Origin of the sequence: Leptolyngbya sp. PL-A3, assembly GCF_039962325.1 — a bacterium.
Classification (GTDB): Bacteria; Cyanobacteriota; Cyanobacteriia; order Elainellales; family Elainellaceae; genus Vacuolonema.
This window is the reverse complement of the sequence record NZ_JAMPLB010000061.1, coordinates 23,317-38,579: the sequence shown is the minus strand read 5'-3', so window position 1 is coordinate 38,579 and position 15,263 is coordinate 23,317. Positions and strand designations below refer to the sequence as shown.

Genomic DNA, 15,263 nt, shown 5'->3' with positions numbered 1-15,263 from the left:
CTTTAATGAAATTACCCCCAGAATGTTGGTGCTTTGCCCGCTTCGCGGGCAAAGCACCAACATTCTGGGTAAATTCTTATGCAGAAACCTCCTTACAACTGATTGAACGAGTGAGATGTTACGCAAATTTCGTATCTTCGCCCACATCAAGCTGCGGCATGTTGCTGCCATTTGAATAGGCTTTCCATTACTTTCTAACAACGTACCTAAGGGCTCAGAAGCAAGGCTAATTGATAGACCAATGGGGCAATAAGGGGAGCAGGTAAAAAAGATGCCACCCGAATTTTACTAATCTCTAATAGGTTTAGACCGATAGAGAGAATCATCAGCCCTCCAACTCCTGTCATCAACAAAACGGGTGGAGAGCTAGCTGGGTCGGGCAGCGACTGCGCTAGCCCTCCAGCGGCCAGGGACAGGCCTCCCTGATACACCAAAATTGAAAGACTGGAAAAGCCTACGCCGATTCCATAACTGCTCGTAAGGGCAATGGAGGCCAGACCATCCATGGCCGCCTTTAGCACCAGCAAAGTGTTATCTTGCAGCAGACCGTTGTTGAGGCTACCCAATAACGCTAAGGGGCCAACACAAAATAGGAGACTGGCTGCTACAAAACCTTCTGTAAACTTTCCCTGACCCTTAAAGCGATATTTCAACCAATTACCTAGAACGGTCAGTTTATCCTCAAGCTGCAGCCATTCTCCTAGAAGCCCTCCTAACACCAGAGTCATCAGACCAAGAATGACGCCATCGACAACCCCAGCACTGGAGCGAGTCAGGCTTTGAGCCATTTGAACACCAATGAACAGGGTGGTTAGCCCTAAGCCCTGAGTGATAATGCGTTGCATGGGAAGTGGAAGGCGATCGCGCAATACAACTCCCACCAAAGTCCCCAAGCAAATCGTAAAAATGTTAATCCAGGTGCCGCTAGTCTTTGCCCACAGATCAAAAGTCACGCAATTAATGAGTTGTGAATAGTGCGAAGGGCATCATATCAGGTTGTAGAGAAGCACGATTCCTCCGATCAGGCTACGAGGCCATGTTGGCGAGAAGAGGGGGCGATCGCCAGTCATAAGTCAGTCCTGTTGCAGCGGACGGTGCTGGAAAGCGCGGTGGAACTCGATCTCTCTTTTTGCGTCCGAAGGCTCAGAGACTAGAGAATAGATACAGGTTTCGATTCATTGGCTTTCCCATGACCATGTTGCTAACAACTCACCGCAGCTGTGACCCTCGGCACTGCCGTGTCAAAGCGGACTCAGCGACCAAACAGCGATTACTCTGGACCGCGTTACTTTTGCTGTGTGGGTTTTCAGTAGTTGAGTTTGCAGTCAGCGTGAGTAGCCATAGCCTGGCGCTGTTAGCCGAAGCAGGGCACTTACTTTCTGATGGAATGGCTCTAGGAGTGGCTTTACTGGCAACGGTGCTGGCCCGTAAGCCTGCCTCAGAACGAGCTCCCTTTGGGTATGGCCGTTTGGAAATTCTGGCGGCATTGGTGCAGGGCTTGGGGTTGGTCGCGATCGCCCTCTGGGTCGCCTGGGAGGCGATTGAGCGGCTACAAAGTCCCGCAGTCGACATTCTGGGTATTCCCATGTTGATTACGGCCATAGCAGGGTTTGCAGTGAGTGCCCTGAATGCAACCTTGCTCCATGACCATAGTCATCACGATTTGAATTTGCGGGGAGCCTTTCTCCACATGGTGGCCGATGCCCTGAGTGCTGTGGGAGTCATGCTGGCAGCACTGGCGGTTTGGGCGTTTCAGTGGAATTGGGCGGATGGGGTAATTAGTTTGGGGGTCGCGGTGCTCATTGGTTTTGGTGCTATCCCCTTAATTCGAGACAGTCTGAGCATTTTACTTGAGCAAACTCCGGCCTATCGTGACCTGGATGAACTGGAGACTTTTTTGCTCAGTCAGGAGGGGGTGTTACGGGTGGAGAAGCTGCGGGTGTGGGCGATCGCCCCTGGCCATGATAACCTCAACGCTTATTTGGTCGTGAACCTACTGCACGGAGCCGATCGCGATCGCCTTCTATTGCAATTGCAATCTGCATTGCAGGAACAGTTTGGCTTTACCGATATTTGCCTGCAATTGATGGCTCCGGTTCTGACGGCCCCAATCAATTTGTCGCAACCACCCTCCTTGGCTGCATTGGTGGTTGCTCCCCCATCTGAGGATCGTCTATAGATGGGCTATATTCTATAATTCGATGCTACTCAGCCATTTGTGCGTAGGGAACTGTGAGTTTAGGGGAATCGCGATCGCCTATTCTAGAGAACGGGTTGAAGGTCTCCCGTGGAACCGCCTTTTTCCCTGCACGAACCCTTGAAGAACGGCTGCTATGAAAATTGCCACCTGGAATGTCAACTCTGTCCGCACTCGACTCGCTCACGTCACGCAGTGGCTGACGGACAACCCGGTTGATGTGCTATGTCTGCAAGAAACAAAAGTCGTGGATGCAGACTTTCCACTGGCTCCGTTTACTGATTTGGGATATCACAGCTATATCTACGGCCAGAAATCGTACAACGGAGTGGCACTCCTCAGCCGGGAACCTTTAGAAGATGTGGCCACAGGCTTTGGAGCCATCTTGCCCTCCGTCGACGCTGACCTGGAAGAACAAAAACGGGTCATCGCGGGTACCTGTCGGGGAGTGCGGATTGTTAATCTGTACGTTCCCAATGGCTCTTCTGTCAGCAGTGATAAATATGCTTACAAGCTCCGTTGGTTGGGCGTTTTGCAACAATATCTGGCCGGTCTTTTAGCGCAAACACCTCAAGTGCTGGTTTGCGGTGACTTCAACATTGCTCCAGAAGATCGAGATATTCACGACCCGAAGGGGCGCGAAAAGGAAGTGATGGCAACGGATGCTGAACGGCAAGCACTTCAGGCTGTCTTAGATCTGGGTTTTGATGATGCCTTCCGTAAATTTAATCAGGAGGATGGACAGTTTAGCTGGTGGGATTATCGGGCTGCGGCCTTCCGGCGGAACTTGGGCTGGCGAATTGATTTGCACTATCTCTCTCCAACGGTGTATGAACGAGCGATCGCCTGCACTATCGATAAGACACCTCGTAAACTGGAGAAACCGAGCGATCATGCCCCCGTTATTGTGGAATTAGCCGAGGGCTGAGGCCGGACGCCCCTTCTCGGATACCGAACTATGTGTGGTCGATTCACCCAGAGCCAACCCGCAGAAAAGATTGCCCGTCAGTTTGGGTTGGAGACGGTACCAACCTTGCCAGCCCGTTACAATATTGCCCCGACTCAAGATGTGCCTGTTGTTCTAGGTTCATCACAAGAGCGGCAGTTCGCCCAGTTGTATTGGGGACTGATTCCTTCCTGGTCAAAAGACCCAAAGATGGGAAGTCGGATGATCAATGCTCGTTCTGAGACCGTCACCGAAAAACCTTCCTTCCGCACGGCGTTTCGTAAGCGGCGATGTTTGGTAGTGGCCGACGGCTTTTACGAATGGCAGCGCACTAACGGGAGCAAGCAAGCTCACTTCTTCTACCTACCCGATGGGGAGGGAGAGCGATCGCCCTTTGCCTTTGCGGGGCTCTGGGAACATTGGGAGTCCCCTGATGGCGATGTGATTCGCTCCTGTACTATCCTCACCACCGAAGCCAACGAGGCTCTACGTCCCATTCATGAGCGGATGCCTGTTATTTTGCCTTCTGATGCTTACGAGGCATGGCTTCAACCCAACCAGAAAGAGGATATTTTGTTATCCTTGCTACGCCCCTACGCAGATGATGCGATGGCAGAATTTCCGGTTGGCCCTGAGGTCAATAGCCCCCGAAATGATAGTCCTGAATTGCTGGTATTGAATTCCAAGTAAAACCTCGTAAATTTAGGGGTGAACGTGTAGGGACCGCTCATACGTTCACCCCTAATATTTTGAAGGCATCAAACCTGAGTATGAACAGGGCATATGTGTTTTTGTTAGATGTGTTTCACGCACCTAACAAAAATACATATGCCCTGATTCCTTTTGCAGCTTTTGGGCGCACTGCATTTAACAGCTGCAAAGTCTACTGGGGCAAAATGCGTTGTGCCAATTCATGAAAACCGAATTACAAATGACACATAATCCTACACTCTGGGTGAGAAGACATTAGGGAATTGGCATTACCGCAATCGCTAAAAGCAATTCAGCATTGGTATCGGGCGATCGCCCCTCAGCTCCAAGAGGCCGCGCCTGAAATTCCTCCTGTTCGGCTTGAGCGAGGGCTATGTCTATTGGCCCTGGTGATGATGAGCCTGCCCCTCTGTGTGGATGGGGGGCTACTGGATTCATCGGTACTGGAGATCTGGGAAGCAGAATCAGACCGGGGTGACAGGCTCTGCGGGAAGGTGCGATCGCTATTGCACAGCCTGAACCAACGCTATCATCTGGGTTTTCCGCTAAAACACTTGCCAGTATCCCTTCCTCTCTCGGTTGCTGCTATGGAGGAACTGCATCGAAAACTGAAGACTGCCCCTATTTTGATTGAAGAATTGGGCACAGCTTACGAACTGCTGATGGCGATTGGGAACGAGGGAGCCCAAGCCCGTAAGATTCAGGGAGCTTACTTTACCCCCTGGAAGTTGACCTGCTCGATGGTGCACCAGATCTTAGAACCTTTGCCTGATAAAGGGGCTACGATTCTCGATCCGGCTTGTGGAGGAGGTGCCTTTTTGCTGGCAGCCTATGAGCAACTGCTGCAACGCGAAGGGCCACTCGATGATGTAGAGCGTTGCCGGTTTCTAGAGCAACATATTTTTGGCATTGATTGGGACCCTCTAGCGGTAGCCGTCACACGGCTTTCCCTGCTACTGAAGTTGCGGCAGGGAGGCTGGGGTTCTGGCCTGGCAGCCCCGGATTTACGACAATCCATTCACTGTGGTAATAGCCTGGTGGAACTTGACGGTTCCTCCAGGGCCTATCGCTTAAAGGGGCAGTATTGGCAAAGGCGCTTTTCGGTCATCTTGGACCGGGGTGGATTTGATGGAGTAATCGGTAACCCACCTTACCTGGATGCGGAGGGAATGACTCGTCATCAGACCCTACTACGCCGGTATTGCACAGAACATTATCGTACTGCCAAGGGTAATTGGGATTTGTTCTGTGTCTTTATTGAACGGGCGCTGTCATTATGTCGTGTTGGGGGGTGGCACAGCTTTATCGTGCCAAACAAACTCCTGTCGGTGCCCTATGGGGCAGCGGTGCGATCGCTCTTAGCTACTGAAAATCGCCTAGTTCACATACGCGACTACTCCCGCATCCCGCTGTTTTCGGCAGCGGTATATCCCATTACTTACCGGGTTCAACATATACCTCCTAAGACCACCACAACGCCTCTATGCTATGAACACATGGCTAGTTTAGAGCGTATAGAACGACAGACCTGGCTAGCGTACTCGACATTTCAGCGGGGCGATCGCCCCTGGCAGGTGTTTCAGAGTACGGGGCAGCAGAAGGCGATCGCCTCCTTGCAAGACCTCAGTCCTCTTAGCCAATGGGCCACTGTGACGGATGCTGCCACCGTTGCTGAAGCCTATGCCATTCAATCCCTTGTCCAGGAAGCTCAGGAGGGAGAACCCGGCTTTTCGTTCGTGAACAGTGGCACTCTCGACCGCTACCATATGCTCTGGGGCAAAAAGCCTCTACGTTATTTGGGTACTACTTATAATCGTCCGGTTATTCCTGCGGCATTCTGGGAGCAACTGCCATCTCGACGGTTATACCAGGCTCAACAACCGAAGATTCTGGTCGCCAGCATGACTCGCCACCTGGAAGCCTTTCTGGATGAGACGGGGGGCATTTTGGCAGGTAAGTCTACAACGGTTATTCTGCCGCGCCTCAACCCTTACTGGTTGTTGGGCTTGCTCAATAGTCAGCTAATCCATGTCTGGTTTCAGCAAACCTTTGGCGGGCATCGTCTCCAGGGCGGGTACTTGCGGGTGGGCGCAGCTCAAGTGCGACAGATTCCCATCCGATTACCTGAGGGGAAGTTGGGCGATCGCCTGACAAACCTGGTACGGCAACGAATCGCCCTGGCTCAGCATTTGCCTGGTAGCCCTGCTGAGTTGCAGGCCGTTGAGGCCGAAATTGATGCGCTTGTTTATCAGATTTACGGTCTTAACACTGACGATATTCAAGCAGTAGCCACCCATGGCTAAACGTTCGCAGGTTCCCATAGAGTTGAGGAGGCTGAGTGTTCAACACTCGGTCTCCTTAACCCTATGGGAACCTGCGACTGACTGAATTTGCCTTAAAACGGGATGTCGTCGTAGTCGATGTCGTTAGCCGCTGCTACAGGTTGTGGGGCGGGTTTGCTCTTGGCAGCGGGAGCTGCGGTACGAGGGGCAGTAGTAGCCCGAGGGGCGGGAGCCTCAGCGGTGCGAGGGGCAGCAGCAGCAGGCTGTGCAACAGTACTGCTGGTGAGGCCACCTTCAGCAGTTACTTTGTGGATACGGGCTGCTGTCAACTCGGCCCGCTTTTCCTTGAAGCCTTCAGGGCGATCAACGGAGTTCATGCCAAGGCGGCCTTCAATAATGACGCGATCGCCTACCCGATATTGATCTTGAATTTCCTGAGCGAGATTGCCCCAGCCCACTACCTTTACTACAGCCGGTCGGTCTTCCTCACGAATTCCTGGGAACTGTACCATCATCTCAGCGATGGGTGTTTGGGTGTCGGAGGTATATCGTAGCTGCGGATCCTGAACGATCTCGGCCATCACAATAAAACTGTTCATCTGACTGTCTCCTGGCTGCTGGGGATGGCGCGTTCAAAAATAATAGTACGCATGAACCATCCAGTTCTATACTAACAGGGGGTTGGGTTTACTCTAAATCAAAATTTGTCGGCAAACCATTGGGCACTTTCCGCAGGAACGGTAAAGCCCACCTCTGGAGGCTGGGACAACCCAGTACTCCAATGTACAGGACTCTACCGCGAATGCCCTACGTAGGGGGATATCTCAAGCAAAATCCGCTGCTAGAGCTATATCCTCCAGCCCTAACTCCTGCTCGACAAACTCCTGAACAAAGCTGCGGTACTCCCGCAAGGTCTCATCGACCCAGCCGCGATCGTGGCTGTCGGCGTAAAGATGCACCAGAGGTTCGCCCGCATCGGGCAGAATCAGAATCCAGCTATCCCGGGCAGGGCTGAAAATTTTCACCCCGTCAATCAATTCCAGGGATTCTGTATTGTGGGTTTCTACCAGATGCCGCATCAGGCCGCCCTTGACGGTCCAGGGGCATCGCACCGTCAGTGCTCGATGGCAAACCCGAGGCAACTCTGTCCGAATTTGAGCGAGGGTGCGGCGATCGTGACGATAGGGTGGCTGCTCTTGTAACGAGAGCATTTCCACCAGCTTTGCGATGCAGAACATGGCATCAAAGCCAGGGTGCAGTTGGGGTAAAATGAAGCCCATTTCGCCACTGCCGCCTAGCACGACGCCAGGAATGGTATGACAGGCCTCCATTAAGGCGGTGGGGTTGGCCTTGGTGCGAACCACGTGGCCTCCGTGGCGACGAGCAATATGCTCGACAGCACTGGCAGCGTTGACGGGTACTACCACGGTTCCACCCGTATGCTGGGCCAAGATCATGTGAACCATTAAGGCTGTTAGTACTTCGCCACGGATGGGGCTGCCCGATTCATCGACCAGCACCAGTTGTTCACCATTGGCAGATACCTGCACGCCAAAGGTTGCTTTGAGGGCTTCGACGACATGGCCCAACTGGCTCAACAGGGCCTCACGGTCAGCCATTGTTGGGGCCGTTGGAGTGAGACTAGCGTTTAACACTACAGCATCGCAGCCGAACTTGGCCAGCATCTGGGGCAACACAGCTCCCGACACCGCATAGGCGTAGTCGATGACAAGTTTCGGGCTGCTATGACGAATCGCATCAACATGCAGCAGACGTTCAAAGCTGGTGCAGTAGATTTCGTTGGCCTGGGTCACGTAGGTAATGTTGCCAATTTCCTGCACCTGAGCCCGCCGGAAGTCTTCTTTGAAGAAAGCGCCTTCAATCTTCTTCTCGCGGGATTTGGTTAGGTTTATCCCTTTAGAGTCGAAAAACTCGATCAAGATGTGGTCAGAGCGCTCAGGGTGTACCCGGACGTGGATACCGCCAGCCACACCTCGGGAAGGAGCCACAGTTCGAGCGACTGGGATAGCAGTGGCTTCCAGATTGTAGATATGGACGCCCACAGACATCAGGCCCGAAATGAGCGATCGCGACACCATACGCGAAATATTACGCTGGTCGCGTGACACACTGACATAAGAGCCGGGCTTGAGAGTTGAGCCAAAGGCCGCTCCCAGGCGCACAGCAAATTCGGGGGTGATGTCCACATTGGCCAAACCCGAAACACCCCGTTGCCCAAATAGGTTACGGTGGGCCGCATGGCCCCAAATCAGGTTCATGTTGACGATGGCCCCCGGATCAATGCGTTTGCTCGGCCAAATTCGCACATCCGGGTTGATGACAGATTCCTCTCCCACCACGGAGAGAGAGCCAACGATCGCCCCTTCCAATACATGGGCGCGCCGATCGATGCGTGTGCCTCGTGCTGCCACACAGGCTCTCAAGTGGGCTTCATCGCCAATGGTGCCCCCATTCCAGATGATGGGCCGCTTCAGGTCGGCATCGCTGCCAATCGTGACGTTGTCACCAATGACGGTGCCTGCTTCGATTTCGACTCGGGGGCCAATCCGGCAATTACTGCCGATCAGGGCCGGAGCCGAGATCCGTACGCTAGGGTCAATATAGGTGTTTTGTCCAATCCAGAGGCCGGGCGATCGCTCCTCGTAGGCCACATCTAGCTTCACCTTGCGTTGCAGGGCCGCATACTGGGCATCACGGTAGGCATCCAGGTGACCCACATCGCACCAATACCCATTGGCTACATAGCCATAGATGGGCATGTTCTTCTCCAGCATCAGTGGAAAGAGATCCTTGGAAAAGTCGGCTTCCCGATTGGGCAGTAGTAGAGACAGGACATCCGCTTCCAGAATGTAGGTGCCTGTATTCACCGTGTCAGAGAAGATTTCGCTGCTAGAAGGTTTTTCAAGGAAGCGACGGATGCGCTGTTGCTCATCCATAATCACAACGCCGAAATCTAGCGGGTTCGGCACAGAGGCCAGCACCAGGGTAGCTTTCCCGCCCTTTTCCCGATGGAAGCGGATGGCGTCAGTCAGATTAATATCGGTAATGCTGTCGCCACTAATGACTAGAAACGTCTCATCCAATAACTCCGCAACGTTGCGAACACAACCTGCCGTACCCAGAGGTTGTTCCTCCTCCACGGCATAGGTCAGCTGCACGCCAAATTCTGCCCCATCGTGAAAGTAGTCACGCATCACGTCAGGTAGATAGTGCAGCGTTGCAATGATTTCGGTGATATGGTGACGTTTCAGCAGATCGATAATGTGTTGAGCAATGGGGCGATTGAGAATCGGCACCATCGGCTTGGGCAGGTCACAGGTCAAGGGTCTTAGCCGCGTCCCCGACCCTCCGGCCATTAGCACTGCTCGCATACGCCCTCCCCTTTGCCTGTGTTTGGTTCAACTATCACGCTGCATACACCTTAAAAAGAGGGATGTTCTCAATCGGAAAATCCCTGGTTCTTGTTCCAATCTAGCCATTCGAGAAGGGGAATGGCTACGCCACAGGTCGACCCGTGAATCTACTTCAACTGTGACAGAAATCCCCGATCTCGACAGGGTTGTAATTTTTTTTTGCATGGCAAATGGTTCCATGCATCAATTTTGTAGCTTTGAAATCAAAATCTACAGATACAGAATGATGCAGGGTGTTATTTGTGCCAAGTTGAACGTGCCAGAAATAACGTCTACGCCCTTACATTCCTTTCCCATCCAATGAGGTGTGGGAGGGGAGTGTGAGATCTCCCGCAGTCCCTTCCCATATAGCCCATATAGCAATTATGGCAAAGACTGAGAGTAGGAACCTTAGCATGCAATGTTCCCACCCTCAAGTCTTTGCCATAAGCAACAGCAATTCTCAGCTTTGAAGCCCGAAAATAGCCCGCCGAAGGCGGGCTATTTTCGGGTTGGATTCCAAAATGAGAATTGCTGCATAAGCAATCTTTCGACTGCTGTAGCTGACTTGATTGGAAAATGCTGCAGGAACGTTACATCGGAGTTACAGAATCGGTTGACGAAAGACCATTTTGAGAGCCCTCCTTTACACTGAGGGGTAGAGACATTTTCATGGGTTATCCCTGAATTAAGGAGATGAATTGTGGCAGTACTTATTACTATTCTCGTCCTGGGAGTCTATAGCGGCGGAATGTACAAATTTTGGAAAGGCTTCAATCGCACCAACTTTAGCCAGAATCGTTTAATGCTGACTTTGTGTTGGCCTGTGTTTATTTTTAACCCGTCCTACCGGCAAAACTTTACTCGGGCTCTAAAAGGTTAATGATTGTGGGGCTTAGCGCCCCAATCATTAACTATTTCTGGTGTTTATCGTTCAATCCTCTGTTTTTTGCCGAGCCTCCCCATGTCTAGCTCGTCTGACCGTTCTTCAGCCTCTCAAAATTTGACAAACTTTCTAGCGAATGCCCAAGCGAAGCATCACCGGACCGATGGTTGGCAACCGATGATGGCGGCGATCGCCCAACGGTTCAACCGAGAATATCAGCGTCACCCCTTTGAGGTGCCTGACGAGGTCAAAGAGATGCCCGTTTACCAGGAATGGAAAGCTGGGTTATTGGCAGATAAAACCGTATCGCCTTTCTGGGAGTTGGCTCAACCTCGCAAGCAACAACGCTGTCTTGATATTGGTTGCGGGGTGAGTTTCCTGATTTACCCCTGGCGTGACTGGCAGTCTCTCTTCTTCGGGCAGGACATCAGCACATTTGCTTGTGAAACTCTTAACTCCCGTGGCCCTCAGCTCAACTCCAAGCTGTTTAAGGGGGTGAAGCTGGGGGGAGCGCACGAGTTGCAGTACGAGGGGGACCAGTTTGATCTGGCGATCGCCACTGGCTTCAGTTGCTACTACCCTCTGGACTACTGGTCGGCCGTGCTGGCAGAAGTGCGACGGGTTCTGAAACCCGATGGTCTGTTTGTGTTTGATGTGGTGGATACAGAACTACCCACAGCTGAGAACTGGGCTATTTTGGAAACCTATCTGGGAGCCGAGGTTTTTCTAGAAAGCCAGAACCATTGGCGGCAACTGTTGGAAAGCCAGAATGCCGAGGTGCTAAAGCAGCGGCCGGGAGAAATCTTTCGATTGTTTAAGGTGCGATTCCGCCGGTAGCCTGTCAGTGCTGAACGTGCACCCTGCACCTGTCCCAGGTTAAACTCTGAAGTTCAAACCAAAAGAGTAGGGCTTAGCCCTACTCTTTTGGTTTGAATCAGACCTTTATTCAGTTGGTTTAAAAAGAAAAATGTCTGACCTCATAAGCCCCCAAAGGTCAGACATTTCACCTGTAAGGACGCTTTCCTAACCAGAAAAGCCGATCGACTTGATTGCCCCCTAGTCTTCACGACCTTTCTGAATGCGTTCTCCAGAAGTGATCTCATTGTGCATGGTTTAGCAGCTTTTTCACGTCCAGACATATACGGAATTTGTAACTTTTACCTCCAGCAATCCCTGAACCCACTCCGTGATTCCCGTAGTCTCCACTATTTCAGCAAACTCAAGCTGGAGTCTTCCTGTTACGGCTAGTGACAAATCTAAGCGTTAATCAGGATGAGTGGCCAGCAATTCTTATTTTGAAATCAGGCCCAAAAACCGCGAGCCTTTGGCTCACGGTTTTTGGGCATCAAAGCCAAGAGTTCATGCCCTACGGGCATGAACTCTTGGCTTTGATGCCCATACTGAGAATTGCTGATGAGTGGCTCTACCATTTGGCGAGGACGTTTTGGAGTGTTAGTCTCAAAGGACGTGCTAATGCGCTTTTTACCCTAATCCTATGCTAATTCCGCTAACCCGCGCTAAATTTGAGGAACTCGTTCCCCGTTTCGCTACAGGAGAGCAATATCGCTACGCATCCGGGAAACTACCAGACTTCCTGAGACGCTTACTCATTTCCGTGGTGGGGTTACTGGTGGCATTTTTTTTCCGGGCCATCCTACCTGAAAGCTTTGCCATTTTGGAGTTTTTGTTGGGAATTACGACGGGCCTCTATTGGCTCTGGAGTCCTATCTACTGGGCCAGCCGTCGCAATGCTGAGATACGCCGTTATCCCTACGCAGGATTTTTGCAAGGAGAGGTGCTGGATGCTTTCCCAAGCGAGGAAGTGATTGGTACTGAGGAGACAGTGAACAAACGGGGGGAGTTGGTTGTTATCGAGAACCGAGAACGGCGGCTCAATTTAGAAATTGGAGATGAGGAGGGGTTTACAACCTTTTTGCAGGTCCCTCTACAACAGGCGCATCGAGCTATTCGACCGGGCGATCGCGCTGAACTGCTTGTAGTGTCCTACCGCCCTGACCTGAGCCGTATTGAGATGGTGTCAGATGTTTATCTGTCGGATTACAGTTTGTGGGTTAGCGATTATCCTTATGTCCGGCGTGACATGTTCGTTGAAGTCAGCCATCGTCTCGATCAGGAGTACGCACCACCACCGCCACCGCCCCGCCGTCGTCGCCGTAGCCAAAGTCGCCGCTGATGCTAGTCCTACGTGACCGAAATCAACCCCTTTGAAAGAGAGTGGGTGCGAAGCACTCACCCTCTTTCAAATATAGGATTAAGCCGTCGAGTATTTGGGTATAGCCTGACGTAGTCTGATTCTGAGCGTACAGCACTATAGAAGCAAGGGTTGGAGTTTCACTCCAACCCTTGTCTTTGGGCCTCATGTAAGTGCTTATAGCAATGTGCAAGTGCGTTAAGCATAGCAATGGTGGTGTGGGGCACGAAGTGCCCCACACCACCTTACTTAATCAACGTGCACAGCGCTATAGGACTGCAGTCTGTGCCTATCGGCGGCGAACTGCAATGGTGTAAGAGGGACGCTGCTTGGCTTCCCGCTGGGTCTTCACTAGACGGAAGTCATGATCCACATACACGTGCTCAAACAGCGGAGTTGCTCGGTAAGTCTTTTCAAAACGTTTGCGAGCATTGGAATCTAGTTTTTGCAGTTCCAACTCTCCATCAGACTCAGCCTTCTCTAGAATCTCTTGCAGACGTGTTTCGACGACGTTGTCAAACCACTCTTCAGCCCGGTCAATAGTGAGGGGAATAATGCGGCGGCGGAATGCCTGCTCAATTCCGATGTTTTTGATGCACCACTGTCCATCTTCCACGGCGAAGGATTGCATCACCATAAAATCATAGGCTGCTAGCAATGCCGAGAAGCGATTAAGGAACGAGAACTGGTTACCGGGGGCGTAGCGGGCAATATTAGCGTAATAACCATGCTCTCGGAAGATTTGATACGACTGGTGGTGAACTCGGCCAGGCAGCGTATCGTGGAACGGAATGGTAGACCATACAGGCGACCAGACGCCCAATACCACTGGAATTTGATCTTCAGGAACGGGGAATGGATTGCGCCGCTGCAACTCTTCGGCATAGGGCGTCAGTACATCTTTGAAGAAAGCGACTTTCTCCTTCAGAGGCTCAGCATCTCGACCGTTGATTAACTCCAGCACCTCTTGCTTTAGCTCATCAGTGGTGCGATCGCTTAGCTTATTGGGGCTAACAACAATTCCAACCATGGTGGTACTCCAGAGTGATTTAGATACGAGATGGATGCGTTGAAAAGAGAGTGGTAATCTTACGAGCGCTGCTCGCAACAGTTACCGGTTTGAAAACTTCAGGAGACGGTGGCTAGCATGACTTCTTGCCGAATCCAGTTCAGTAGTTCGCCGTTAACCCGTTCAGGGCACTCGTCATGAGCACAGTGCCCGGCGTCTTCCAATTCAATGAGTTTCAAGGTGGGGTTGTATTGCAGATAGCGGCGGGCCAGCTGGCTAGGAACCATGCGATCGCACTTGCCCCACAGTAGGAGTGATGGAATCTTGAGCTGACTCAGAATCACGGGAATGTTGAGATGACATTGGGGGCTCAAAATCGCTTTGAGAATGGCGCAAAAGGCTCGGGCAGAATCCTTTTCTCGTGCAGGTTTGAGCAGAATCTCTAGCAATTCATCGGTGATAGCTTCCCCACAGGCATAGGCAACCTTGGCCCATTGGCGCACGATCCAGGGTTGCCGCAGAACATGAAAGAGGGGTTCCAGAATAACAGGGGAGAGAATGCACTGGTGAATCTTGGCGATCGCCCACTGCACCAGCTGCGGAATGGATTCTTGTTGTAAGGAGGTGTCAGGCAGGCTAATCATGGCAATCCCACGCACCATTTCTGGATACTTAGAAGCCAGTGCCAGACAGGTTAGAGACCCCAAAGAGTTACCTACCAGAACCACAGGGACCTTAACGACTGATTTCCAAAACTCATAAACTTGCTCGGCCCACAAATCGAGCGAGTAGGAAACATCCGGTTTGTCCGATGCACCAAAGCCCAGCAGATCAATTGCATAGACACTATGGTGTTGACCTAAAACCGACATGTTTTGCCGCCAGTGTCCAATTGACCCACCAAAGCCATGAATCAGAATCATAGGCACTTCGCTCTGTTCATTCAGCACAGCCGCATGGTGAATATTCCAGCCTTGCCAGGTCAAACTCTGCTGTTGTTTCCATCCTTCCAAAGGTTCTAGAACGACTTCTTCGGTAATGGTGATAGTGTTTGGCCGTATATCAGAGAGCTGCCCAACAGCATCAGAAAACTCATTCGTGTTGTTATTCAACTCAGCGACCCATTGCTCTAGCTCACCTCGCTCAGTCACTACAGCAGCGAAAGGCAAGCCCGCGACTAAACAAGCAACCTGCACCCATAGGAAAAAGCCCATTGCCTCATTTTGGCCAATCGCAACACCCACAAGAAACAAGGAAAAGGGAATTGCAGTGACTGCTAAAACAAGATAAGCTTTTACACCTTTTCCATAGGATTCTAAGGTTTCATTTAGCTGTTCAATGTCCCGTCTGAGAGATTCCCAAAATCCAAGAATCTCTACAGTCTGCTCGCTGCCCATGATGTCCTTGCCTTGCTTTTTGATGCGTAGTTAAGAGCTAAAAGAAGTGAATTAGGGAACTTAATTAACACTTCTTTGGAAGCGAAAAAAACAGAGTTCGGTGAATGCGAAAAAAAATATAACCCTGTTATTAAGAATCTTGTACTTAATTCAGTTGAATAACCTCTTCCTGCGGGGATATGTGGCGATCACCCATTCAGGGTAAGCTCC

General features: G+C 51.5%; 12 protein-coding genes. 7 read left to right on the top strand and 5 right to left on the bottom strand.

Translation table 11 applies throughout. The features are described 5' to 3' along the window. Positions 1-206: 206 nt before the first annotated feature. Positions 207-953, bottom strand: a complete 747-nt coding sequence (locus NDI52_RS27945; protein WP_190773640.1) for a DUF554 family protein — start codon at positions 951-953, stop codon at positions 207-209. Positions 954-1,189: 236 nt separating this feature from the next. Between NDI52_RS27945 and NDI52_RS27940 the strand changes: the two genes are divergently transcribed. The 4 genes from NDI52_RS27940 to NDI52_RS27925 all read left to right on the top strand — a co-directional run bounded on the left by NDI52_RS27940 (position 1,190) and on the right by NDI52_RS27925 (position 6,157). Continuing rightward, complete coding sequence (locus NDI52_RS27940; RefSeq protein WP_190773641.1) at positions 1,190-2,179, top strand: cation diffusion facilitator family transporter; 990 nt, start codon at positions 1,190-1,192, stop codon at positions 2,177-2,179. Positions 2,180-2,333: 154 nt separating this feature from the next. Next, a complete protein-coding gene (gene xth / locus NDI52_RS27935; RefSeq protein ID WP_190773642.1) occupies positions 2,334-3,125 on the top strand; it encodes an exodeoxyribonuclease III in 792 nt (263 codons plus the stop codon). A gap of 30 nt (positions 3,126-3,155) precedes the next feature. Further along, positions 3,156-3,833 carry an SOS response-associated peptidase gene (locus NDI52_RS27930; protein WP_190773643.1) on the top strand — a complete coding sequence of 226 codons (678 nt, stop codon included), beginning with the start codon at positions 3,156-3,158 and terminating at the stop codon, positions 3,831-3,833. 284 nt (positions 3,834-4,117) lie between these two features. Continuing rightward, on the top strand, positions 4,118-6,157 hold the full coding sequence (locus NDI52_RS27925) for an N-6 DNA methylase (protein ID WP_190773644.1): 2,040 nt from the start codon (positions 4,118-4,120) through the stop codon (positions 6,155-6,157). A 92-nt stretch (positions 6,158-6,249) separates the two neighbouring features. On the opposite strand, the gene NDI52_RS27920 is transcribed toward NDI52_RS27925, so the two are convergent. Next, entirely contained in the window at positions 6,250-6,735 is a 486-nt protein-coding gene (locus NDI52_RS27920) for a single-stranded DNA-binding protein (protein WP_190773645.1), read from the bottom strand. A 225-nt stretch (positions 6,736-6,960) separates the two neighbouring features. Further along, positions 6,961-9,528 (bottom strand): mannose-1-phosphate guanyltransferase, encoded by a 2,568-nt coding sequence (locus NDI52_RS27915; RefSeq protein ID WP_190773646.1) that lies wholly within the window; start codon positions 9,526-9,528, stop codon positions 6,961-6,963. Between the two features lie 724 nt (positions 9,529-10,252). Here NDI52_RS27915 and NDI52_RS27910 point away from each other — a divergent pair. The 3 genes from NDI52_RS27910 (at position 10,253) to NDI52_RS27900 (ending at position 12,629) form a co-directional block, all read left to right on the top strand. Continuing rightward, the gene (locus NDI52_RS27910; protein ID WP_190773647.1) at positions 10,253-10,432 is read left to right on the top strand and encodes a hypothetical protein; all 180 of its coding nucleotides are present in this window, start codon (positions 10,253-10,255) and stop codon (positions 10,430-10,432) included. Positions 10,433-10,612: 180 nt separating this feature from the next. Next, on the top strand, positions 10,613-11,272 hold the full coding sequence (locus NDI52_RS27905) for a class I SAM-dependent methyltransferase (protein WP_199307922.1): 660 nt from the start codon (positions 10,613-10,615) through the stop codon (positions 11,270-11,272). Positions 11,273-11,930: 658 nt separating this feature from the next. Continuing rightward, positions 11,931-12,629, top strand: a complete 699-nt coding sequence (locus NDI52_RS27900) for a phosphate ABC transporter permease (RefSeq protein ID WP_190773649.1) — start codon at positions 11,931-11,933, stop codon at positions 12,627-12,629. Between the two features lie 307 nt (positions 12,630-12,936). Here the strand turns inward: NDI52_RS27900 and NDI52_RS27895 are convergent, their stop codons facing one another. After that, positions 12,937-13,677, bottom strand: coding sequence for a hypothetical protein (locus tag NDI52_RS27895; protein WP_190773650.1), 741 nt, complete (start codon positions 13,675-13,677; stop codon positions 12,937-12,939). A 98-nt stretch (positions 13,678-13,775) separates the two neighbouring features. Then, positions 13,776-15,053 carry an alpha/beta fold hydrolase gene (locus NDI52_RS27890; protein WP_242035869.1) on the bottom strand — a complete coding sequence of 426 codons (1,278 nt, stop codon included), beginning with the start codon at positions 15,051-15,053 and terminating at the stop codon, positions 13,776-13,778. Between the last annotated feature and the right edge of the window lie 210 nt (positions 15,054-15,263).